The organism is Streptomyces sp. NPDC002845, from assembly GCF_053591955.1.
On the sequence record NZ_JBSFUU010000020.1, the window covers coordinates 116104 to 137361 of the forward strand.

Genomic DNA, 21258 nt, shown 5'->3' on the forward strand with positions numbered 1-21258 from the left:
GGGACGGCTCAGTCGCGTCAGTCGGTGTCCTCCAGGCGGAAGCCGACCTTCAGACCGACCTGGTAGTGCGCGATCTCGCCGTTCTCGATATGACCCCTGACCTGCGTGACCTCGAACCAGTCCAGCCGGCGCAGGCTCTGCGAGGCGCGGGCGATGCCGTTGCGGACGGCCTGGTCGATGCCCTCCTGCGAGCTGCCGACGATCTCGGTGACCCGGTAAACGTGGTCGGACATACGGGTGCTCCTCTCCGCCGTGGCCGGTGGGCCACACCTCACTCCACGGTGCCTCAGTGCGGTGCGGTCCGCGAGGCGTCGGCCCGCCGCGAGGAGCGGGCCGACCTCTCCGGGATCACCTCGCCAGGCTCAGCGACAGCGCGAACCGCCCTTCCCGGTCCGTCCACCAGTGGGCCAACTCCAGGCCGGCGGCGGCCAGTTCACCGCGAACGCCGTCCTTGCGGAATTTCGCCGAGACCTCCGTACGCAGCTCCTCCCCGTCCGCGAAGTCCACGGCGAGGTCGAGCGCGTGGATCTTCACCGTCTGGGCCGACCGTGCCCGCAGCCGCATCTCGATCCACTCGTTGCCGGTGTCCCACAGGGCGACATGGTCGAACGCGTCGGGGTCGAAGTCCGCGCCCAGCTCGCGGTTGACCACCGACAGCACGTTCTTGTTGAACGCGGCCGTCACCCCGGCCGCGTCGTCGTACGCGGGCACGAGCACCGACGCGTCCTTGACCAGGTCCGTGCCGAGCAGCAGCGCGTCGCCGGGCGACAGCAGGGCGCGTACGGAGGCCAGGAACGCGGCGCGCTCGACGGGCAGCAGATTGCCGACCGTGCCGCCCAGGAACGCCACCAGCCGCGGACCGGGCGTGTCCGGCAGGGTGAGCCCGCCGGTGAAGTCCGCGATCAGGGCGTGGACATGGAGGTCCGGCCGCTCGGCGACGAGCGCCTCGCCCGCCTGCCGGAGCGCGCTCTCGCTGACGTCGACCGGCACATACGTGTGGAGTCCGGGCATCGCGTCGAGCAGATGCCGGGTCTTGTCGGAGGAGCCGGACCCCAGCTCTACCAGGGTGCGCACACCGCTCGCGGCGGCGATCTCGGGGGCCCGGGCGAGAAGGATCTCGCGCTCGGCACGCGTCGGGTAGTACTCGGGCAGTTCGGTGATCTTCTCGAAGAGCTCGCTGCCGTGGGCGTCGTAGAACCACTTCGGCGGCAGCGTCTTGGGTGTGCGGGTCAGGCCCCGCAGGACGTCGGCGCGCAGGGCGGCGTCGGTGGCGTCCTCGGGCAGGGTGCGGGTGAGAAGGAACGGGCTCACGCAGGGGGCTCCTTCGGCAGTGCGGGTGCCAGGCAGTCGTCGGGGTCCGTTGTCGGGTTGTTCGCGCCTTCCACGTCCTTGAGCGGGGTGAGCAGGACGTCCGTGCGGCTCGCCGCGAGCAGCGTGCGGTCCGGGACTTCCCGCCAGTGCGGATCGTCGTCGTACGGCTCGGAGGCGACGACGGTGCGGCGGCCCGGCTCGGCGAGGTACCAGAGGGTGTCGCCCCAGGCCGTCGCGACGATGGTCTCGCCGTTGGTCAGCAGCAGGTTCAGCCGGGACCCGGGGGCCGCCCGGGCGGCCTCCAGGACCGTGTCGGCCAGCGCCTGGGGCTCCGGGTCGCCGCCGCGCAGCCGGTTCAGGACCAGCGCCCAGACCAGGGCCGAGTCGTTGCGCGCCTCCAGGGACAGCAGCTCCGCCGGGGGCAGGCCCCGGGCCAGGGGTGCCAGCGAGTGGGGCCATCCGGTGACGGCCCCGTTGTGGCTGAACAGCCAGGGGCCCGCGGCGAACGGTGCCGCCGCGGCCTCCCCGTCCGCCCCCGCCACGGTCGCGTCCCGTACGGCGGCGAGCAGCGCGGTCGTCCGTACGACCCTGGCGAGATCGGCGAAGGACTGGTCGCCCCAGATGGGCCCGGCCCGCCGGTACCGCGCGGGCACCGGGTCCCCGGCGGCGTACCAGCCGACGCCGAAGCCATCGGCGTTGACGGTCCCGTACCGCTGCCGCCTCGGCGCCCACGACTGCTTGAACAAGCTGTGCGGCGGATCGACCAGCAGTCCCCCGAGCGCCGACTCGGGGCCCAGGAAGGCGAGATGGCGGCACATCAGACGACCTCCGGAGAGGCGTCCCGGGCCGTGCGGAAGCCGGAGAAGATCTGCCGCCGGATCGGATAGTCCCAGTTGCGGAACGTCCCCCGGCAGGCCACCGGGTCCACGGCGAACGAACCGCCGCGCAGCACCTTGTGCTCCGGCCCGAAGAACACCTCCGAGTACTCCTTGTACGGAAACGCCGTGAACCCCGGATAGGGCAGGAAGTCGCTAGCCGTCCACTCCCACACGTCACCGATCAACTGCCGTACGCCGTACGCCGATTCACCCGCCGGGTAGCTCCCGGCGGGGGCCGGGCGCAGATGCCGCTGGCCGAGGTTGGCGTGCTCGGGCGTCGGATCGGCGTCGCCCCACGGGTAGCGCCGGGAACGGTCGGAGCCCGGGTCGTGGCGGGCGGCTTTCTCCCACTCGGTCTCGGTGGGCAGCCGGCGCCCCGCCCAGCGCGCGTACGCGTCGGCCTCGTACCAGCACACGTGCAGCACGGGCTCGTCGGGCGGTACGACCTCGGTGGCGCCGAAGCGCCGCCGCAGCCACTGCCCGCCCTCGCGGCGCCAGAACAGAGGCGCCGAGATGCCGTGCGCCTTGATGTGGGCCCAGCCCTCCGGGCTCCACCAGCGCCGGTCGTCGTAACCGCCGTCCTCGATGAACACCTGATAGGCGGCGTTCGTGACCGGTGTCGTGTCGATGTGGAACGGCGCCACCTCCCGTAGGTGCGCGGGCCGTTCGTTGTCCAGGGCCCAGGGCTCGGCTGAGGTGCCCATGGTGAACGGGCCGCCGGGGACGAGAACTTCGGCCGGCCCCGTGAACGGCGGGGCGGGCGCAGGGTCCGGGGCGGTCAGCGCCTGCGGCCCCTTGCGGAGCTGATGGGTGATCAGCATCGTCTCGTCGTGCTGCTGTTCGTGCTGGGCGATCATGCCGAAGGCGAAGCCCGCCTCGGTGAGCCGGGTGCCGTGGAAGGCGCTGCTCTCCAGCACGTCCAGGGCCCGGCCGCGCACCTCGGCCGCGTACTGGCGGGCCTCCGCGGGCGGCAGCAGCGGCAGGGAGGGACGCTCGGCGCGCGGGTGCCCGAAAGCGTCGTACAGGCCGTCGATCTCGGGCCGCATCGCGTCGCGCCCCGCGACGGTCCGCAGCAGCCACAGCTCCTCCTGGTTGCCGATGTGGGCGAGGTCCCACACCAGGGGAGACATCAACGGCGAGTGCTGGGCGGTCAGTTCGGGGTCCTCCACACAGGAGGTCAGCAGCGCGGTGCGGTCCCGGGCCGTGGTCAGCGCCTGAAGTGCGCGGTCCCGCAGCAGGTCCGGGTCGATCTCGGGGGCGGTCATGTACGGATGTCCTTCCCGTTGAGCCGGCTGAGCAGATCGTCGGCGGGGCAGCGGCCCCGGGCCACATAACGGTCGGTGAACTCCGCCACGGCCTCCTGTACGCCGGCGGAGGCGCCGAGCCGGGGCAGCGCCTCGCGGGCCGCGTCGAAACAGACGACCGCGGCCTCGTGCAGCTCGGGGTCGGCGAGGCCCGACCTGGCGGCCGAGATCCACAGCGGATTGCACGGAGCCGGCAGTGAATCGGCCCGCTCCGCGAGGGGTTTGACGGTCCGGTAGGCGACCTCGGCGGCCTCCGCGTCCTCGAACAGCGCGGCCGTCACGGCGAGCGGGACGATCCAGCCGTCCTCACCGGGCTGGGCGTCGATCATACGGAGTTCGAGATGGCCGCGCGGTCGCACCGGCGGGAACAGGGTCGTGAGGTGGTAGTCGAGGTCCGCTTGGCTCGGCGGTACGGACGACCGGGTCCAGTCGCGGAAGCTCAGCCTCTCCGGGACACCCCAGGGGCCCTCGGCGGACCGGACGCACATCACCGGAGCGTCCAGCACGTGCCGCGCCCAGGCCGCCCGCGGGTCGCCGTCGAGCGGTGGGGCGCCGGACCGGCCGGGGTCCATCGCAGCCCACAGCGACTGCCGCGTGGAGCGCCAGCCGGTGGGGCGGCCGCCGGCGATCGGGGAGTGCGCGAACGCGGCCAGCAGCACCGCGCCCAGATGGTGCGCCAGCCACCAGCGCCTCCCGTGCCCGAGGGGGCCCGGCTCCTCGTACCCGGCGTCCAGACACACCTGGACCGAGGCGGAGGAGCACATCATGGCCCGGCCCTCGGGACCGGCGCGGTCGAGGCAGCGCTCCATCGCCTCGTAACGAGGCTCGCGGAGATACCGCTTCGGGGGGTTCCAGGGATCGTGGCCGACCCCTCTGAGGGCCAGACCCGCGGCGCGGAGCGCGGCGCGTACGGCGTCGAGGTCGGCGGCGACGGACCCGATGCACTCCATCAGCGAAGTGGCGGGGGCGGAGCTGAGCTCCAGCTGTCCGCCCGGTTCGACGGTGAGCGCCGAATCCAGGGGCAGGGTCCGCAGTACGGCGTAGGCCGCTTCGAGTCGTTCGGGTGGTGCCGGGAGCTGCGGTCGCCGCAGCTCGTGGACGAGCCATTCGAGTTCGACACCGAGGGTGCGGGGTGGGCCGGTCTTGAAGCAGATGCCATGGACCAGCGCCTCCACATCGGCCTCGGTGACGGCGGAGAGTGGCTCCATGCAGCCACTGACCGAGTCGGACATGTCTGGATCCTCCTGAGATTCCACCATGCCACCGGTCCGGTTTTGGTGTGGTTCGGACCGGCAACGCTCGTCCCACCCAAAACCCTCGCGCCGATTCGCACAAGAGTGCAGATCGTGCCCGTCAGGAATCCGTTCGCGGTGTTCGAGGGACCTTCCCGGGCCATTCCTGCGCCGTTGTTGAACCCTTCTTGGACCGTTCCGGGGCCGGGAAACTCCGTTGCGACGTACGACCAGCATCACCCACGATGCGTACATGAGCACGACGGGGGAGATGTTCCGGGCCGGCGCGCTCGTGGCGCGTACGGGGGTGGCGCCATGAGCGCGCGCCTGCGCGGCATCGCGCGCGAGACGGAGGAAATCGTCGCGGCGGGGGTGTACCGCGCCCCCGGCGGGCACGAGGTGCCGATCGCCGCGGCGGTCGCCGCCGCGAGGGCCGGTACGCGGCTGTACGGGCCGGAGCCGGTGTCGGTACCGCAGGCCGGCCGGGGCATCGACACGGTGTTCGAAGTCACGGGGGAGAGCAGCCTGGAGGCCGCGCACCGCCTGGCGGGGACCGGCGACGACCCGGTGGCGGTGCTGAACTTCGCCTCGGCACGCAACCCCGGCGGCGGCTTCCTGAACGGCGCCCAGGCCCAGGAGGAGGCCCTGTGCCGGGCCTCCGCGCTGTACGCCTGCGTCCGGGAGGTCCGCGCGTTCTACGACCACCACCGCGCCCACCGCGACCCGTTCTACTCCGACCGTGTCATCCACTCACCGGCCGTACCCGTCTTCCGCGACGACCGGGGACGCCTGCTGGACGAGCCGTACACCGCCGGATTCCTGACCTCAGCCGCGCCCAACGCCTCGGTCGTCCTGCGTACGGCGCCGGAGCGCGCGGTGGAGCTGCCGCGAGCCCTCGCCGCCCGCGCCGAACGGGTGCTGGAGACGGCCGTGGCGAACGGCCACCGGCGTCTGGTGCTGGGCGCGTGGGGCTGTGGGGTGTTCGGCAACGATCCCGCGCGGGTGGCTGGGGCGTTCGGGGGACTGCTCACGGGCGGTGGCCGGTTCGCCGGGTGCTTCGAGCACGTCGTGTTCGCGGTCCTCGACCGTACGGCGGGAGCGGTGGTCCGGGGCGCGTTCGAGCGGGCGTTCCCGCAGCGTCAGCCCCAGCCGTAGTGCCCCCGGCGGGTCAGTGCCAGCCGTGGCGCTCCCGCAGCCGGTGCACGACCGAGTTGAACCGCATCCGGTCCAGCGCACACGCCTCGCGCCGCATGCCCGCCTCGTGCAGCCGCAGCACCCGGTCCACGTCGACCCACGAGTCCCGCCCCGACCGGTCCCAAGGCCCGTTGCCGATCGGCACCCAGTCCCGGTCGCCGTCGTGTCCCTTGCTCGACAACTGCACGGCGAGCAGCGTCCCGGCGGGCTCCCGGGCGACCACGAGCACGGGCCGGTCCTTGCCCCGCCCGTCGTTCTCCTCGAAGGGCACCCACGTCCAGACGATCTCCCCGGGGTCGGGGGCGCCGTCGTGCGCGGGCGAGTACTCCGTGCGCACCCGGCCCACCCGGCGGGGCTCGGCCTCGGTGGTCGCGGTGGGGCCGTAGCGGCCGGGGACGTCTTGATCGGCTTGTTCGGCTCGATTGGCTTGATTGGCGAAGGCAGTCACGGGGTCACGTTAGAGCGTGTGCCGGGAACATGACGGGCCGGGTCGCGGTAGGGAACCGAGGTAGGGAACGCCCTTACGCCGCCGGGGAGTCCACCACCGCCTCCTTCGGCGGCCACAGCTCGTACCACCGCTGGTCCGCCTCCAACTGCGCGGCCAGCGACACGAGAAGGGGCTCGCTGTTGGCCGGGCCGAGCAACTGGGCGCCCACCGGCAGCCCTTCGCCGACGAAGCCCGCCGGGACGTTGACGCCGGGCCAGCCCAGCACGTTCCACGGCCAGGCGTACGGGCACGCGGCGATCATCGCGCGGTCGGTGCCGAGGCCGCCGAGGCCCAGCATGGAGCCGACGCGAGGCGGGGGAGCGGCGGTCGTCGGGGCCAGCAGCACGTCGTACGACGTGAAGAGCGCACCGATCCGCTGGTGCAGCGAGGCCTCCGCCCGGCGGGCCACGCGCAGCGGAGCCCCGGCGAGCAGCCGGCCCAGCCGGGCCGCGTCACGCGTACGCCGGTCGAGAAGATCCTGCTGAGGAATCCCCTCGACCCACTCGGCGAGACCGGCCGTGGCGCGCGGGACGAACGTCAGCCCGATCCGCCCGTAGCGCGGCTCCGCCTCCTCGACCTCGTGCCCCAGCGCGGCCAGCCGCTCCGCCACCGCCAGGACCCGGTCCCGTACGCGGGGATCGAGCCGCGCGGGCAGGGCCGTGAACGGCGGCTTGAGGGACAGCGCGATCCTGAGCCGGCCGGGATCGCGGCCCACGGCCTCCGAGGCGCGCACGGGCAGCGGACGGTGCAGATCGCCTTCGTGGTTGCCGCCGGCCGCGTCCAGGAGCAGGGCGGCATCCGCGACCGTCCGGGCTAGGGTGCCGTTCACGGTGATGCCCTGGAAGGACTCCGGGCGCGGCCAGGTCGAGATACGGCCGCGCTGCGGCTTGATGCCGATGAGGTGGGTCCAGGAAGCCGGGATGCGCACCGAGCCCGCGCCGTCGGAGCCCAGCGCGGCGGGGAGCAGGCCCGCCGCGACGGCGGCCGCCGAGCCGCCGGAGGAGCCGCCCGGGGTGTGGGCCTGGTGCCACGGGTTGCGGGTGGCGCCGAAGGCGGGCCCCTCGGTGAACGGCCACTGGCCCAGCTCGCAGGTGTTGGTCTTGCCGACGACGACGGCCCCGGCCGCGCGCAGCCGCCGTACCGCCTCGCCGTCCTCGGCCTCGGGCGGGAACTCCCCGCGGCAGCCGAACGCGGTCGGTTCGCCCGCCACGTCCATGTCGTCCTTCACCGCCACCGGCACCCCGAGCAACGGCCGCCGCACCCCCGCCGCCAGCTCCTCGTCCGCCGTGTCCGCCTCCGCGAGCGCCGCCTCCGCCCGCACCCGGCGAAAGGCGTTCACCGTCGGCTGCGCCGCCTCGATCCGCGCCAGCGCCCGCTCCACCAGCGTCCGCGAGCTCACCTCCCCGTCGGCCAGCGCACGAGCACACTCCACCAGGCCTGCGGAACGGTCGTTCGCCATACGGACACCTCCGGAAGCACGTTGTCTACCGAACGGTAACGTCCGTGCGGGCCTCGCGACACGGGAAGGGCGACATCCCTCGTGGACATGGGAGTCCGTCCCGGCTGGTGTGCGCTGCCGCGGCTGCCCACGCGTGGGGCGAGGCGAGGAGGAGTTCGGCTTTTCGAGCTACCCGCGTGCCAGGCGGCGCATGGCGAGCGCCGGATGCACCCGGAGGCGCCCCTGCGGCGTGCGGACCGGCCGGCCGAGGAGTGACTCGGCGTGGGTCAGACGGTCCTGGAGGGTGGAGTGGTGGACGTTGACCTCGGCGGCGGCCGCGAGCAGGCTCGCCGTCGAGGCGACGGCGTGGAGGGTGGCGAGCATCCAGGGGGCGTCCGCCGCGGCGGCTTCGAGGACACGGACCTCCGGCGGCGGTTCGGCGCCCGGGGCGACGAGCCGGGCGGGGCAGTCGGCCAGTACGGCGGCGCCGCGGGCCGGCGCCTCCGGGCCGGCCCGGGATTCAGCCAGTCGGTCGAAGCAGGCGCTGACCCGGACGGCGGCACCGGCGTCCGGGTCCAGCGCGGTCAGACGCCCGGCCGGCTCTTTCATAGGGCCAAGATGCCGCCCATGTCGCGCTGCGCGGCCCGAGCGGTCCAGGCATCCCCAAGTACGGCCGAAGGCGTGCGGCCCGCAGGACGGACGCATCGGGCCGCACATGCGGTTCGGCGCACGGCCCCCGGATCAGGAGGCCGCCGTACGGCAGTAGTTGCCGGGCGGATGGCGGGTGCCATGGCACGCACCACCCGCCACCGTCACCCCTCATCTGTGACCCGTCCCCCCAACGCACCCCTCGCAGCACACGCCGAACCGCCCTCAGCCCGCCGAGGGAACCGCCTCCACCCGCATCATCACGCAGTCGAACTCCACGACACACCCCGTGGCCGGGTCCCGAGTGACCGGGTACATGCCGGTGGTCCCGAACCCGCTGCCCTCGTACGCGGCGATCGCCTCGTGCATCCCCGGGCTGCCCTCGTACAGCTGCAGGGCGGCGACCTCCGACTGCAGACCCACGAAGTCCGCGATCCGCTTCCCGGCGCCCGCGAACACCTCCAGGTCGTACCCCTGGGTGTCCATCTTCAAGTAGGGCCGCGGATCGGCGATGCCGTCGAGCGCCTCTTCCATCACCCCGTCCAGCCGCCGTACCTCGATCTCCTCCGTGCGGGTGTTCGCGAACCGCTTGTAGCGGTCCCGGCCGTAGTCGCTCGGCGGGAGCAGGGAGTTCATCGAGTTCCATCCGGTGTGGATGGACCGCACGGCGTCCTCGCGGCCGAGGCCGAAGTGGCAGACCCGCCACTCCGGGTCGTCCTTCGCGGCCTGTTCGAGCCGGGCGAAGGCGTCCGCGGTGGGCTCGAAGGAGACGATCCGGCCCCGGTAGCCGAACCGCCGCAGCCGCTTGCCGTACTGCCCGGCGTTCGCCCCCACGTCGAACACGCAGTTGACGTCGTACGACGTGAGCATCGCGGCCACGTGCTGGGCGCACAGATACCCGGCCGCCGCCAGCTGGAGCCGGCGCTCGTCGGCCGCCGCGCCCTCGTCCAGGAGCAGATGCGCCCCGGTGTCGCCGAGCGGCTTCAGCGACGCCTTGCGGGATCTCTTCCCGAGGACCACCCACGCGTCCTTGGAGGCCCGGGTCACGGAGTAGCGGCCGCTGTTCCTGACCACCAGGTCGGCCCCTTCCGTCAAGGGGATCCTGGCGCGTGCGCCGCGCCGCGAGACCACCGCGGTCCCCGGGCCGAGGTCGGTCACCTGCAGGCCCAGTCGGGGCATCAGCCGGAGGAGTCGTCTGTAGAGCGTGTCCATTCGCCCACCCTGGCAGAGATGACGTGAAGCGGTCGCGGAGTTGAACGGTTTCCGGCCGCCGAGATCGCCGATCGACGTCGGGGCGCGCGGCGCACAGGTGACAGCCGGCGGCTGTGGCGTACCTGGGCGGTGCCTGTGATGCGCGTATGTCGTACGTATGGCACCGCTGTGGTCTGCACGGGTACGGCCGGTGCCGCCCCGGGCGGGGTGGTCGGCCCGGCTTCTGGAAGGATGCCGTACGTCATGGTGCAGATACCGAATCAGCCCGCTCTGCCGTCGCCCGAACGACGAGTGCCGACGAGTGCCGATGTGGCGCGTCTGGCGGGTGTCTCGCGAGCGACCGTCAGTTACGTCCTCAACAACACCAGTGCCGTGCGCATCAGCGAGCCCACGCGCCGCCGCGTCCGCCAGGCCGCCAAGGAGCTGGGGTACGTTCCGCACGCGGCGGCCCGCAGTCTGCGCGCCGGGCACAGCCGCATGGTCCTGATGCCTGCCCTGAACGTGCCGGCGGGCCCCCTGTACAGCCAGTTCTTCAACGAGCTCCAGTGGGCGCTCAGCCGTCTGGACTACACCGTGGTGCAGTACGGCAGCGTCGGCCTGCGCGGCGACGAGGCCGCTCGTGTCTGGGCCGAACTGCGCCCGGTCGCCGTGATCGTGCCCGGCGACGGCCTGGGCCCGCAGGGCGTGGCCGTCTTGAAGCGCTCCGGTGCCCGGGCCGTGGTCACGATGACCCCCGAGCCTGTCGAGGGCGCCCACGCGCTGATCCTGGACCACGGCGGCGTCGGCCACAGCGCGGGTGTGCACCTGGTCGAGAGCGGCCGGCGCCGCATCGGCGTGGTCGTGCCGGAGGAGCCCGGCTTCGGGATCTTCTCCCGGCCCCGGCTCGCCGGCGTACGGCGTGCGGTGCGGGGCACGACCGCGACGGTGACCGAGCTGTCGCTCGCCTACGAGGAGGAGTCCGCCGCCCGCCTCGCCGCGCGCTGGCGCTCCCTCGGACTGGACGCCGTCTTCGCGTACAACGACGAGTACGCGATGCTGCTGATGCGGGCCCTGCAGGACGAGGGCATCGGCATCCCGGAGGAGACGGCCGTCGTCGGCGCCGACGACCTGATGCTCGGGCGGCTGCTGCGGCCCCGCCTCAGCACGGTCCACCTGGAGTTGCCGGCCGGGCGCGACCTCGCGGAGCTGGTGGACCGGGCGGTGCGCGATCCCGGCGTGGCTCCCGAGACGCACGACGTGCTCGGCGCGAGGGTCGTGCACCGAGAGTCGAGCTGAACGGCCGCACCTCGAACGGATCCCCTCGCCACGGGAGGCGCGTCATGGATACGACGGTCGGCATCATCGGCGGCGGCCCCGCGGGGCTGCTCCTCGCCCGGCTGCTGCACGGGGCGGGCATCGACTGCGTCGTCCTGGAGAGCCGGACGCGCGCGTACGTCGAGCACCGGCAGCGCGCGGGCATGCTGGAGCAGGGCACGGTCGACGCCCTGCGTGAGTGCGGAGCCGCCGAACGCCTGGAGGCCGAGGGGCTGGTCCACAACGGCATCGAGCTGCGCTTCGACCGCGAACGGCACCACATCGACTTCCCGGTCCTCACCGGCGGCCGTACGGTCACGATCTACGCCCAGACGGAGATCGTGAAGGACCTCGTGGCACTCCAACTCGACGTCGGGCCACCGCTGTTGTTCGAGGCGGAGGCGGTCGCGATCGAGGAGCCGGAGAGCACGGCGCCGGTGGTGCGGTTCGTCCGGGACGGCCGCGAGGAGACGCTGACCTGCGAGTGGGTCATCGGCTGCGACGGCTTCCACGGCATCTCCCGCGCCGCGTTCCCGGCCGGGCTGAGCCGCACGTACGAGCACGACTACCCGTACTCCTGGCTCGGCATCCTGGCCGATGTGCCGCCCTCCTGCGAGGAGTTGGTCTACGCGCGCGGCGAGGACGGCTTCGCCCTGCACAGCATGCGCTCGCCCTCGGTGTCGCGGCTCTACCTCCAGGTCCCCAACGGCACCGACCCCGACGACTGGCCGGACGGGCGCATCTGGGACGAGCTCGCCGCGCGCTTCGCGATCGACGCCGACTGGACGCTGGAGCGCGGCCCCGTCACGGCCAAGGGTGTGACGCCGATGCGCAGTTTCGTCCACGAGCCCATGCGCCACGGCCGGCTCCTCCTCGCCGGGGACGCCGCCCACATCGTGCCCCCGACGGGCGCCAAGGGGCTCAACCTCGCCGTCTCCGACGTCCGGGTCCTGGCCCGCGCCCTCACCGAGTTCTACGACACCGGCTCGGACGGCCTCCTCGACCGCTACTCGGAGTTGTGCCTCAGTCGGGTGTGGCAGGCCACGCGCTTCTCGTACGACATGACTAGGATGTTGCACGCTCAACCAAATCGGGACGCCTTCGATCACCGGATACAGCTCGCGCGGCTGCGCCGGATCACGGCGTCCCGCCCCGCGGCCGCCGAACTGGCGGCCAACTACACGGGGCTTCCGCTGGCGCTGTGAGCACGGGCGGGAAGTCCCGAGTGGTGACCCCTGGTGATCAGCGAACGATCGGAGAGCCGTCATGCCGCTGCTCGACCCGAAGACCTGGCAGTCCCGCACCCTGACAGGCGGTGAGTACGCCGTCACCGAGCCCGCCACGGGGGACACGCTCGCCGCCGTGACCCTCGCCTCCGCCGAGGACGTCACGACCGCCGTGCGGGCGGCCCGCGCCGCCCAGGCCGAGTGGGCCCGCACCCCGCACTTCGTCCGCGCCGCGGTCCTCCGCAAGGCCGGCGACCTGTTCAGCGCGCACGCCGACGAACTGCGCGACTGGATCGTGCGCGAGTCCGGCTCCGTTCCGGGCAAGGCCGACTTCGAGCTGCACGTGGCCGCCCAGGAGTGCTACGAGGCGGCCGCGCTGGCCTCCCGCCCCACCGGCCAGGTGCTGCCCTCGGAGGCGCCCCGGCTGTCGTACACCAAGCGTGTGCCCGCCGGTGTCGTGGGCGTGATCTCGCCCTTCAACGCCCCGCTGATCCTGTCCATCCGCTCCGTCGCCCCGGCCCTGGCGCTCGGCAACGGGGTCGTGCTGAAGCCGGACCCGCGCACCGCCGTGTGCGGCGGGCTCGCCCTGGCCGCCGTCTTCGCCGAGGCCGGGCTGCCCGAGGGCCTGCTGCACGTGCTGCCCGGCGGCCCGGACGCGGGCCAGGCACTGGTCGCGGACCCGCTCGTGCCGGTCATCTCCTTCACCGGGTCAACCGCCGCCGGGCGCGCGGTCGGTGAGGCAGCGGGACGTCATCTCAAGCGTGTGCACCTGGAGTTGGGCGGCAACTCCGCGCTGATCGTGCTGGAGGACGCCGACATCGACGCGGTCATCTCCACGGCCGCGTGGGGGTCGTTCTTCCACCAGGGGCAGATCTGCATGACGACCGGGCGGCACATCGTCCACGCGTCGTTGTACGAGGAGTACGTGGAGCGGCTCGCGGCCAAGGCGGACTCGCTCGCCGTCGGCGACCCGCACCGCGAGCAGGTACACCTCGGCCCTATCATCGACGACTCCCAACTCGCCAAGATCCAGGGCCTGGTGGAGTCCAGCACGGCACACGGCGCCAAACTCGCGGCGGGCGGCACCCACGAGCGGCTGTTCTACCGGCCGACGGTCCTCGCCGGGGTCGACGACGCCACGCCCGCGTACGCAGAGGAGGTCTTCGGACCGGTCGCGCCCGTCCGGTCCTTCGGTTCCGTGGACGAGGCCGTCGCCCTCGCGGCCTCGGGACCGTACGGCCTGTCGCTGGGCATCGTCACCGGCGACACCGCCCGTGGCCTGGACCTGGCCGAGCGCATCCCGACCGGGATCGCCCACATCAACGACCAGACCGTCAACGACGAGGCCGTCGCGCCCTTCGGCGGCATCGCCGCCTCCGGCACCGGCGCCCGCTTCGGCGGCGAGGCCAACCTGGAGGCCTTCACCGAACTGCGCTGGACGACGGTGCGCGGAGACGTGGCGCCGTACCCGTTCTAGACCCCGCGGGCCCTACTCGCCGTTCTGCTGCGCCTGCGCCTGCTGTTCGGCGACGGCCTTGCGGACCTCGTCCATGTCCAGCTTCCGGGCCTGCCCGATGACGTCCGTCAGGGCGGACTCGGGCAGGGCGCCCGGCTGGGCGAACACGGCGACCTGGTCGCGGACGATCATCAGCGTCGGGATCGACTGGATGCCGAAGGCCGCCGCCAGTTCCGGCTGCGCCTCGGTGTCGACCTTGCCGAACACAAGGTCCGGGTTCTCCTCGGCCGCCTTCTCGTAGACCGGAGCGAACTGCCGGCACGGCCCGCACCAGGACGCCCAGAAGTCGATCAGGACGAACCCGTTGTCCGTGACCGTCTGGTCGAAGTTCTCCTTGGTGAGCTCCACGGTGCTGCTCATGGCGTGATTCCCTCTTCCTGGTGTCGGGCTGAGCCGTCGGCACAACACGGACGTACGGTCCTGTATTCCATGCGTGTACTCCGTGCGTGCGAGCGTGTATTCCGCGCGCGTACCCGTGTGGCCACGCCGCACACCACCAACCAGACTGACCCCATGACGGATACGGAAGACACGCAATCCACCGCGTACGACGTCGTCGTGCTCGGTGCCGGACCTGTGGGGGAGAACGTCGCCGACCGCACCCGCGCGGCCGGCCTGTCCACCGCGGTCGTGGAGAGCGAACTGGTCGGCGGCGAGTGCTCGTACTGGGCCTGCATGCCCAGCAAGGCCCTGCTGCGCCCGGTCATCGCCCGCGCCGACGCCCGCCGCGTACCCGGCCTGCGCCACCTCGTGGAAGGCCCTCTCGACGCCGCCGCGGTCCTCGCCCACCGGGACGAGTACACCTCCCATTGGACGGACGACGGCCAGGTCCAGTGGCTCGACGGCATCGGAGCCCACCTCTACCGCGGCCACGGTCGCCTCGACGGGCCGCGCCGGGTCACGGTCGACGGCCGGGACGGGGAGCGCCGCGTCCTCACCGCCAGGCACGCCGTCGTCGTGTGCACCGGCAGCCGCGCCCAACTGCCCGACCTCCCCGGCCTCGACCGGGTCAAGCCCTGGACGAGCCGCGAGGCCACGAGCGCCAAGGAGGTGCCCAGCCGGCTCGTCGTGGTCGGCGGCGGTGTCGTGGCCGTCGAGATGGCCACCGCCTGGCAGGCACTCGGCTCCCGGGTCACGGTCCTCGTCCGCGGCAAGGGCCTGCTGCCCCGCATGGAGCCCTTCGCCGGGGAACTGGTCGCCGAGGCACTCACGGAGGCGGGCGCCGACGTACGCCTCGGCACATCGGTCCCGGAGGTGACCCGCGAGGGCCCGGTCGTCGTCGTACGCACCGACGCGGGCGACCGTATGGAGGCCGACGAGATCCTCTTCGCCACGGGGCGCGCCCCGCGCACCGACGACCTCGGCCTCGACACCGTCGGCCTGGAACCGGGCTCCTGGCTCTCCGCCGACGACACCCTCCGGGTGACGGGCAGCGAATGGCTGTACGCGGTCGGCGACGTCAACCACCGAGCCCTCCTGACCCACCAGGGCAAGTACCAGGCCCGTATCGCGGGCGCCGCCATCGCGGCTCGCGCGGCCGGGGTCCCGCTCCTGGAGACCGACTCCTGGGGCGCCCACTCCGCCACCGCCGACCACTCGGCCGTCCCCCAGGTCGTCTTCACCGACCCGGAGGCCGCCGCCGTGGGCCTCTCCCTCGCCGAGGCCGAACAGGCGGGCCACCGCGTCCGCGGGGTCGACGTCGACCTCTCCTCCGTAGCGGGCGCCGGCCTCTACGCCGACGGCTACCGCGGCCGCGCCCGCATGGTCGTCGACCTCGACCGCGAGACCCTCCTCGGCGTCACCTTCGTCGGCCCCGGAGTCGGCGAACTCATCCACTCGGCGAGCATCGCGGTCGCCGGGGAAGTCCCCATCGGGCGGCTGTGGCACGCGGTGCCTTCGTATCCGACGATCAGCGAGGTGTGGTTGCGGCTGCTGGAGGCGTACCGGGGCTGACCGGGCTCAAGTACCGGGGTCGGCAGGCCCAGTCGGTCGCCGCGGCAGTGCGAAGCCGAGGGCGTGGGCGGCCCGCTCCGGGGTCGGGTCGTTCCAGAGGCCGGCCATCGCCTGGGCCGACGACAGCGAGCGCAGTTCCGCGCGGTCGAGGTAGAGGGCGCCGTCCAGGTGGTCCGTCTCGTGCTGCACGATCCGCGCGGGCCAGCCGGTGAACTCCTCCTCCACCGGGCGGCTGTGCTCGTCGAGTGCCGTCAGACGGACCCGGGCGGGCCGGGCCACCACCGCCTGCCAGCCCGGGACGCTGAGGCAGCCCTCGAAGAACGCGGCCCGCTCGGTGCCCAGGGGCTCGTAGGACGGGTTGACCAGAACGCGGAAGGGCTGCGGCACGCGGCCGCGGGCGAGGCGGACCTCCTCGGGTACCGGTGCCGGGTCCTCGACGACGGCGAGCCGCAGGGCCACGCCCACCTGCGGCGCTGCCAGTCCGACGCCCGGCGCCGCGTGCATCGTGGCGCGCAGGGCGGCGACGAAGCGGGCCAGAAGCTTCGGGTCCAGCTGGCCGTCGAAGGGCTCGGCGGGGCGGCGCAGCACCGGGTCGCCCGCGGCCACGATCGGCAACGGGCCCTCGTGGGAGAGGAGTTCCTCGACCTGGTCGCGGAGGGGGAGGGGCACGGTGCGATCACGTTCGGGGGCCATCGCGCCAGGATGCCAAGGGCAATCCCCTGATGCGAGGCGGCCCGACCGCCGACGCGGAGGTGGTGCGTGACGGGCGTCACATATGCGGCCGGGAACTCAAGGCATGCGCTGCCCGACTACTGGACCGCCACGACGTCCCCGCACTCCCCGGAGCAGCCCGCCGATGACCACCGTTTCCCCCGCCGAGACGGGCGAGGCCCTCAAACCCGCCGCCACCCCGAAGCCGGGCTCGCCGCTCAAACCGCTCGTGCTGCGCCTGCACTTCTACGCCGGCCTTCTCGTCGCCCCGTTCCTGCTGGTCGCCGCGCTGACCGGCGTCCTGTACGCCGCCTCGTTCCAGGCCGAGAAGATCCTGTACGCGGATGAGACGACCGTCGCGTCGGTCGGCGAGACCAAGCTGCCGATCTCCGAACAGGTGGCCGCCGCCCGCGAGGCGCACCCCGAGGGCACGATCTCCGCCGTACGGCCGTCACCGGAGGAGGACGCGACGACCAGGGTGCTGCTGTCGGGCGTCGAAGGGGTGGACGACAACCACACGCTCGCGGTGTTCGTCGACCCGTACACCGCTCAGGTGCGCGGCGCGCTGGAGCAGTACGGGTCGACCGGTGCGCTGCCGCTGCGCACATGGCTCAGCGAGTTCCACCGCAACCTCCACCTCGGCGAGACCGGACGCCTCTACAGCGAACTCGCCGCCAGCTGGCTGTGGGTGATCGCGGCGGGCGGACTGGTGCTGTGGTTCGGGCGCCGCCGGGCGCTGCGCAAGGTACGCGGGACCAGCGGGCGGCGACGCACTCTGGGGCTGCACGGCACGGTCGGCGTCTGGGCGGCGGCCGGGTTCTTCTTCCTGTCGGCGACGGGCCTGACCTGGTCGACGTACGCGGGGGAGAACATCAGCGTCCTGCGTACCGAACTCCACCAGGCGACCCCCGCCGTCTCGGCCGCTACAGGCGACCACGAGGGCCACGGCAGCGGGGCGGCCGGTGGCGAGGCCGCCGAGGGGGACCTCGACGAGATCCTCGTGGCCGCGCGCGCCGAGGGTCTGGGCGATCCCGTGGAGATCGTGCCGCCCGCCGACGCGTCCTCCGGCTATATCGTCAAGCAGATCCAGCGCAGCTGGCCCACCAAGCAGGACGCCGTGGCCGTGGACCCGGCGACCGAGGAGATCACGGACACCGTCCGGTTCGCCGACTACCCGGTGCTCGCCAAGCTGACCCGCTGGGGCATCGACGCCCACACCGGCGTCCTCTTCGGCCTGGTCAACCAGCTCATCCTGATGACCCTCGCGCTCTCCCTGACCCTGCTCATCCTCTGGGGCTACCGCATGTGGTGGCAGCGTGGCCGCGGTTCGGCCTTCGGACGCCCGATCCCACGCGGCGCCTGGCAGCACGTGCCGCCGTACGTCCTGGTCCCCGCGCTGGCCGTGATCGCCGTCCTCGGCTACTTCGTCCCGCTGCTGGGCATCCCGCTCGCGGCCTTCATCGCGGTGGACGTCGTGCTCGGCGAGATCGCCCATCGGCGGGGGAAGCGGACGTACGGCAGCCGGGCCGAGGCGAAATAGCGCGCCGGGGCCCACGTCCGACGTGGGCCCCGGTTGTTTTACGGCTCGCTCCTGAGCTGCTCTACAGGTCCTCGAAGTCACCCGCGAGCGCCGACGCGATGCGCAGGTGCGGCTCCGCCTCCGCCTGCCGCCCCTGGCGCTGGAGCGTGCGGCCCAGCATCAGCCGGGCGTACTGCTCCACCGGGTCACGCTCGACGAGGATGCGCAACTCGGCCTCCGCACGGCGCAGTTGGGCCGAGTGGTAGTACGCGCGCGCCAGCAGCAGCCGCGGCCCGGTCTGCTCCGGCACCTCCTCGACCAGACCGCCCAGGACGCGCGCCGCGGCGGCGTAGTCCTTGGCGTCGAAGAACATCCGCGCGCGCTCCCAGCGCTCGGCCGGTGTTCCGTGGTCGTAGTACGTCGTGTCCACTGATGCCTCCTTCGAGGCCGACAACGGACGGCGATGGTTCAATATTCCACTACTTCTTCAGGTCGGTCCGGTCGGTCCGGTCGGTCCGGTCGGTCCGGTCGGTCCGGTCGGTCCGGTCGGTCCGGTCGGTCAGGGCGGTCAGGGCGGTCAGTTCGGCATTGGCCCGCTCCGTGATGAGGGTCAGTACTCGGCCGGTGACGGTCAGATCCTCCTGCGGGATGCCGTCGTAGATCCTGGCGCTGATGGGCGCGGTCTCGGCGGAACTCTTCTCGTACAGCTGCCGTCCGGCATCCGTGATGCGTACCTGGGACGGCTCTTCCGGGGCCAGCAGCTCTCCGGAAATCAGCTCGTCGATCACGCCGTGTACGTCCGTCGCGTCGATCTTCAGGGCGCCGGCGACGCCGTCGACGAGGTGGTCGCGCTCGATCGGTCCGTCGGCGACGGCGGCGAGCCGGAGAGTGACGGACTGCTGGAAGGTGGCGCCGTAGCGGGCCAGCACGTTCTCGAGGATCGCGCGGCCGGCGTAGTGGGCCAGGGCTATCACCCGGGGGTCGACGCGGGGTGCGGTGGTGGTCATGGCTGCTCCTGGGGTGTCTCGTCGTTCTCGCTGAAGGGATCAAGAGGTGCGTCGAGCAGGGCCGTCAGCTCGCGGGTGAACTCCCGCGTACGCGCGCTGTCGAGACCGCCGAGCGGCTCCAGCAACTGGCGCAGGAGCCCCTGGACGACCTCGATCGCCCGCCGGGTGACCGCGCGGCCCTGCTCGGTGAGCGCCAACTGCACGGCGCGCGGGTCGCGCGGGTCCCGGGCGCGTTCCAGGAGGCCGGCGGTCTCCAGGGCGCGGGCGAGCTTGGACACGTAGAGGGGTTCGAGCCCGGTGTGGTCGGCGAGGCGGCGCTGGCTGGGCCGCTCGCCGGAGCGCTGCATCCCGTACAGCGAGGCCACCAGCGCGTACTGCGCGTGCGTCAGCCCCAGCGGTGCGACGGCGCGGTCGACCGCCACCCGCCACTTCATCGACAGACGCCAGACCAGGAAGCCGGGCGTCGCGCCCTCGTATGCCGTACCCATGACGAATACAGTACATGGCTACTATGTACATAGCTACTATTTACATGGCTACTGTTTCTGAAGCGACGGCGACGGCGACGGTGTCGGCGGCGACGGACTGACGTGAGGTGGCCCCCGGGGCTAGGTTGGGCGCCATGAGCAATCTTGATCGTGAGGCGGTTCCGGCCCTGTGCGGCGGCCGGGGGTTCGTCGTGGCCGAGCCGGTGCGCGAGCTACTCAGCCCTCGCCGGGTACGGCTCGGCGAGTCCACCGAGGTCCGCCGCCTGCTGCCCAACCTGGGCCGCCGCATGGTGGGCGCCTGGTGCTTCGTCGATCACTACGGCCCCGACGACATCGCCGACGAGCCCGGCATGCAGGTCCCGCCGCACCCGCACATGGGGCTGCAGACGGTCAGTTGGCTGCACGAGGGCGAGGTGCTGCACCGCGACTCCACCGGCAGCCTCCAGGCGATCCGCCCGCGCGAGCTGGGCCTGATGACCTCGGGCCGGGCCATCAGCCATTCCGAGGAGAGCCCCAAGGCGCACGCCCGCTTCCTGCACGGCGCGCAGCTGTGGGTCGCCCTCCCCGACAGTCACCGTCACACCGACCCGCACTTCGAGCACCACGCCGAACTGCCCGTCGTCACGGCCCCCGGTCTCAATGCGACGCTCATCCTGGGCAACGTCGACGGCGCGAGTTCGCCCGGTACGACGTACACCCCGATCGTCGGCGCCGACCTGGCCCTCGCCCGCGGCGCCGACGTACGGCTCCCGCTGGAGGCGGACTTCGAGTACGCCGTCCTGGCCATGTCCGGCGAGGCCCACGTGGACGGAGTCCCCGTCCTGCCCGGCTCGATGCTCTACCTCGGCTGCGGCCGCACCGAACTCCCGCTGCGCGCCGAGTCCGACGCCGGCCTGATGCTCCTCGGCGGTGAGCCGTTCGAGGAGGAGCTCGTCATGTGGTGGAACTTCATCGGGCGGTCCCACGCGGATATCGCACAGGCGCGCCAAGAGTGGATGAACGGCTCCCGCTTCGGCCAAGTGCACGGCTTCGACGGGGGGCGGCTGCCTGCTCCCGAGCTGCCCCCGGTGGCGCTGAAACCGCGGGGACGGGTGCGCTGACCTGGGGTTACGGTTCTGAGACAGTTCTCTTGCGGGACGCGGCTGATTCCGCTCGGTGCGTGTTGCGCCGGACAGCTTCTCGCGCGCCTGAGATCCCCTTCGAGGGCCGCCTCCCGTTCCCAGGTTTGGCCGTCAGCGGGCGTCCTTGGTCGGCCTAAGAGGACGTCTCACGTGGCAAGTTTCGCGAGCTTCTTGTAGCAGGTCAGGGCAGCGGCCAGGCCGAGGAGGGCGAGGAAGTGCGAGCCCTTTCGTTCGTATCGGACGGTCAGGCGGCGGTAGCCGAAGAGCCAAGCAATCGACCGCTCGATCTTCCAGCGGTGCCGACCAAGGCGTTCGCCGGACTCGATGCCTGGCCGCGCGATGCGCGCGACGAGCCCACGCTCGCGTAGCCAGCTGAGGTGTTCGGCGGAGAAGTACGCCTTGTCCGCACGGAGTTTGACGGGCCGGCGCCGCCGCGGACCCCGGCGGGACCGGACCGCGGGGATGCCGAGGGTGAGCGGCTTGAGGGCGAGACTGTCGTGCATGTTCGCACCTGACACGGCGACGGCGAGCGGGACTCCCTGGGCATCGGACAGCACGTGCAGCTTGCTGCCCTTCTTGCCGCGATCGACCGGGTTCGGCCCCGTCAGAGATCCCCCCTTTTGGCCAAGGCCGTGAAGTTACGGGCTGATCGTCGGCGTCAAGATGTTGATGCTGAGGGTGGCTTTGTAGGTGCGTCGGTCGACCTTGAGGCTTTTGTAT

General features: G+C 72.5%; 21 protein-coding genes and 1 pseudogene. 7 read left to right on the forward strand and 15 right to left on the reverse strand.

Going from position 1 to position 21258, the window contains the following annotated elements:
• Positions 1–17: 17 nt before the first annotated feature.
• The 5 genes from ACWD3C_RS17070 to egtA form a co-directional block, all read right to left on the reverse strand.
• The gene (locus tag ACWD3C_RS17070; protein WP_451144612.1) at positions 18–233 is read right to left on the reverse strand and encodes a dodecin; all 216 of its coding nucleotides are present in this window, start codon (positions 231–233) and stop codon (positions 18–20) included.
• A gap of 115 nt (positions 234–348) precedes the next feature.
• The gene (egtD, locus tag ACWD3C_RS17075) at positions 349–1311 is read right to left on the reverse strand and encodes an L-histidine N(alpha)-methyltransferase (RefSeq protein ID WP_451144614.1); all 963 of its coding nucleotides are present in this window, start codon (positions 1309–1311) and stop codon (positions 349–351) included.
• Positions 1308–2129, reverse strand: a complete 822-nt coding sequence (egtC, locus tag ACWD3C_RS17080; protein ID WP_451144616.1) for an ergothioneine biosynthesis protein EgtC — start codon at positions 2127–2129, stop codon at positions 1308–1310. The genes egtD and egtC overlap by 4 nt, the downstream gene beginning before the upstream one ends.
• On the reverse strand, positions 2129–3454 hold the full coding sequence (gene egtB, locus ACWD3C_RS17085; protein WP_451144618.1) for an ergothioneine biosynthesis protein EgtB: 1326 nt from the start codon (positions 3452–3454) through the stop codon (positions 2129–2131). The genes egtC and egtB overlap by 1 nt, the downstream gene beginning before the upstream one ends.
• Entirely contained in the window at positions 3451–4725 is a 1275-nt protein-coding gene (egtA, locus tag ACWD3C_RS17090; protein WP_451144620.1) for an ergothioneine biosynthesis glutamate--cysteine ligase EgtA, read from the reverse strand. The genes egtB and egtA overlap by 4 nt, the downstream gene beginning before the upstream one ends.
• A 315-nt stretch (positions 4726–5040) precedes the next feature.
• Here egtA and ACWD3C_RS17095 point away from each other — a divergent pair, with 315 nt between their 5' ends.
• Positions 5041–5880: a TIGR02452 family protein gene (locus ACWD3C_RS17095; protein ID WP_451144622.1), complete on the forward strand. Its 840-nt coding sequence runs from the start codon at positions 5041–5043 to the stop codon at positions 5878–5880.
• Positions 5881–5893: 13 nt separating this feature from the next.
• Here the strand turns inward: ACWD3C_RS17095 and ACWD3C_RS17100 are convergent, their stop codons facing one another.
• The 4 genes and pseudogenes from ACWD3C_RS17100 to ACWD3C_RS17115 form a co-directional block, all read right to left on the reverse strand.
• Positions 5894–6367 carry a type II toxin-antitoxin system PemK/MazF family toxin gene (locus ACWD3C_RS17100; protein WP_451144624.1) on the reverse strand — a complete coding sequence of 158 codons (474 nt, stop codon included), beginning with the start codon at positions 6365–6367 and terminating at the stop codon, positions 5894–5896.
• A 73-nt stretch (positions 6368–6440) separates the two neighbouring features.
• Positions 6441–7865 carry an amidase gene (locus tag ACWD3C_RS17105; protein WP_451144626.1) on the reverse strand — a complete coding sequence of 475 codons (1425 nt, stop codon included), beginning with the start codon at positions 7863–7865 and terminating at the stop codon, positions 6441–6443.
• A gap of 168 nt (positions 7866–8033) precedes the next feature.
• A pseudogene (locus ACWD3C_RS17110) lies at positions 8034–8333 on the reverse strand (helix-turn-helix domain-containing protein); the annotation flags it as partial.
• Positions 8334–8717: 384 nt separating this feature from the next.
• Positions 8718–9704 (reverse strand): FkbM family methyltransferase, encoded by a 987-nt coding sequence (locus tag ACWD3C_RS17115; RefSeq protein ID WP_451144628.1) that lies wholly within the window; start codon positions 9702–9704, stop codon positions 8718–8720.
• A gap of 243 nt (positions 9705–9947) precedes the next feature.
• Between ACWD3C_RS17115 and ACWD3C_RS17120 the strand changes: the two genes are divergently transcribed.
• The 3 genes from ACWD3C_RS17120 to ACWD3C_RS17130 all read left to right on the forward strand — a co-directional run bounded on the left by ACWD3C_RS17120 (position 9948) and on the right by ACWD3C_RS17130 (position 13700).
• On the forward strand, positions 9948–10979 hold the full coding sequence (locus tag ACWD3C_RS17120; RefSeq protein ID WP_451144629.1) for a LacI family DNA-binding transcriptional regulator: 1032 nt from the start codon (positions 9948–9950) through the stop codon (positions 10977–10979).
• Positions 10980–11023: 44 nt separating this feature from the next.
• Complete coding sequence (locus ACWD3C_RS17125; protein ID WP_451144631.1) at positions 11024–12202, forward strand: 4-hydroxybenzoate 3-monooxygenase; 1179 nt, start codon at positions 11024–11026, stop codon at positions 12200–12202.
• Between the two features lie 61 nt (positions 12203–12263).
• Entirely contained in the window at positions 12264–13700 is a 1437-nt protein-coding gene (locus ACWD3C_RS17130) for a benzaldehyde dehydrogenase (protein WP_451144633.1), read from the forward strand.
• Between the two features lie 12 nt (positions 13701–13712).
• On the opposite strand, the gene trxA is transcribed toward ACWD3C_RS17130, so the two are convergent.
• Positions 13713–14099, reverse strand: a complete 387-nt coding sequence (gene trxA / locus ACWD3C_RS17135; RefSeq protein ID WP_451144635.1) for a thioredoxin — start codon at positions 14097–14099, stop codon at positions 13713–13715.
• Between the two features lie 153 nt (positions 14100–14252).
• On the opposite strand from trxA, the gene ACWD3C_RS17140 reads away from it, so the two are divergent.
• Positions 14253–15692 (forward strand): dihydrolipoyl dehydrogenase family protein, encoded by a 1440-nt coding sequence (locus tag ACWD3C_RS17140; protein ID WP_451144636.1) that lies wholly within the window; start codon positions 14253–14255, stop codon positions 15690–15692.
• Between the two features lie 6 nt (positions 15693–15698).
• Here the strand turns inward: ACWD3C_RS17140 and ACWD3C_RS17145 are convergent, their stop codons facing one another.
• On the reverse strand, positions 15699–16385 hold the full coding sequence (locus ACWD3C_RS17145) for a peptide deformylase (RefSeq protein ID WP_451144637.1): 687 nt from the start codon (positions 16383–16385) through the stop codon (positions 15699–15701).
• Between the two features lie 163 nt (positions 16386–16548).
• Between ACWD3C_RS17145 and ACWD3C_RS17150 the strand changes: the two genes are divergently transcribed.
• The gene (locus ACWD3C_RS17150; RefSeq protein ID WP_451144639.1) at positions 16549–17943 is read left to right on the forward strand and encodes a PepSY-associated TM helix domain-containing protein; all 1395 of its coding nucleotides are present in this window, start codon (positions 16549–16551) and stop codon (positions 17941–17943) included.
• Between the two features lie 61 nt (positions 17944–18004).
• On the opposite strand, the gene ACWD3C_RS17155 is transcribed toward ACWD3C_RS17150, so the two are convergent.
• The 3 genes from ACWD3C_RS17155 to ACWD3C_RS17165 are packed head-to-tail and all read right to left on the reverse strand — an operon-like array spanning position 18005 to position 19417.
• Positions 18005–18352: a tetratricopeptide repeat protein gene (locus ACWD3C_RS17155; protein ID WP_451144641.1), complete on the reverse strand. Its 348-nt coding sequence runs from the start codon at positions 18350–18352 to the stop codon at positions 18005–18007.
• A 49-nt stretch (positions 18353–18401) separates the two neighbouring features.
• Positions 18402–18929, reverse strand: coding sequence for a MarR family transcriptional regulator (locus tag ACWD3C_RS17160; RefSeq protein ID WP_451144643.1), 528 nt, complete (start codon positions 18927–18929; stop codon positions 18402–18404).
• Positions 18926–19417, reverse strand: a complete 492-nt coding sequence (locus ACWD3C_RS17165) for a MarR family winged helix-turn-helix transcriptional regulator (RefSeq protein ID WP_451144645.1) — start codon at positions 19415–19417, stop codon at positions 18926–18928. The genes ACWD3C_RS17160 and ACWD3C_RS17165 overlap by 4 nt, the downstream gene beginning before the upstream one ends.
• Positions 19418–19551: 134 nt before the next feature.
• Between ACWD3C_RS17165 and ACWD3C_RS17170 the strand changes: the two genes are divergently transcribed.
• The gene (locus tag ACWD3C_RS17170; protein WP_451144647.1) at positions 19552–20517 is read left to right on the forward strand and encodes a pirin family protein; all 966 of its coding nucleotides are present in this window, start codon (positions 19552–19554) and stop codon (positions 20515–20517) included.
• A gap of 167 nt (positions 20518–20684) precedes the next feature.
• On the opposite strand, the gene ACWD3C_RS17175 is transcribed toward ACWD3C_RS17170, so the two are convergent.
• Complete coding sequence (locus ACWD3C_RS17175; protein WP_451144663.1) at positions 20685–21146, reverse strand: IS5 family transposase; 462 nt, start codon at positions 21144–21146, stop codon at positions 20685–20687.
• Positions 21147–21258 lie beyond the last annotated feature (112 nt).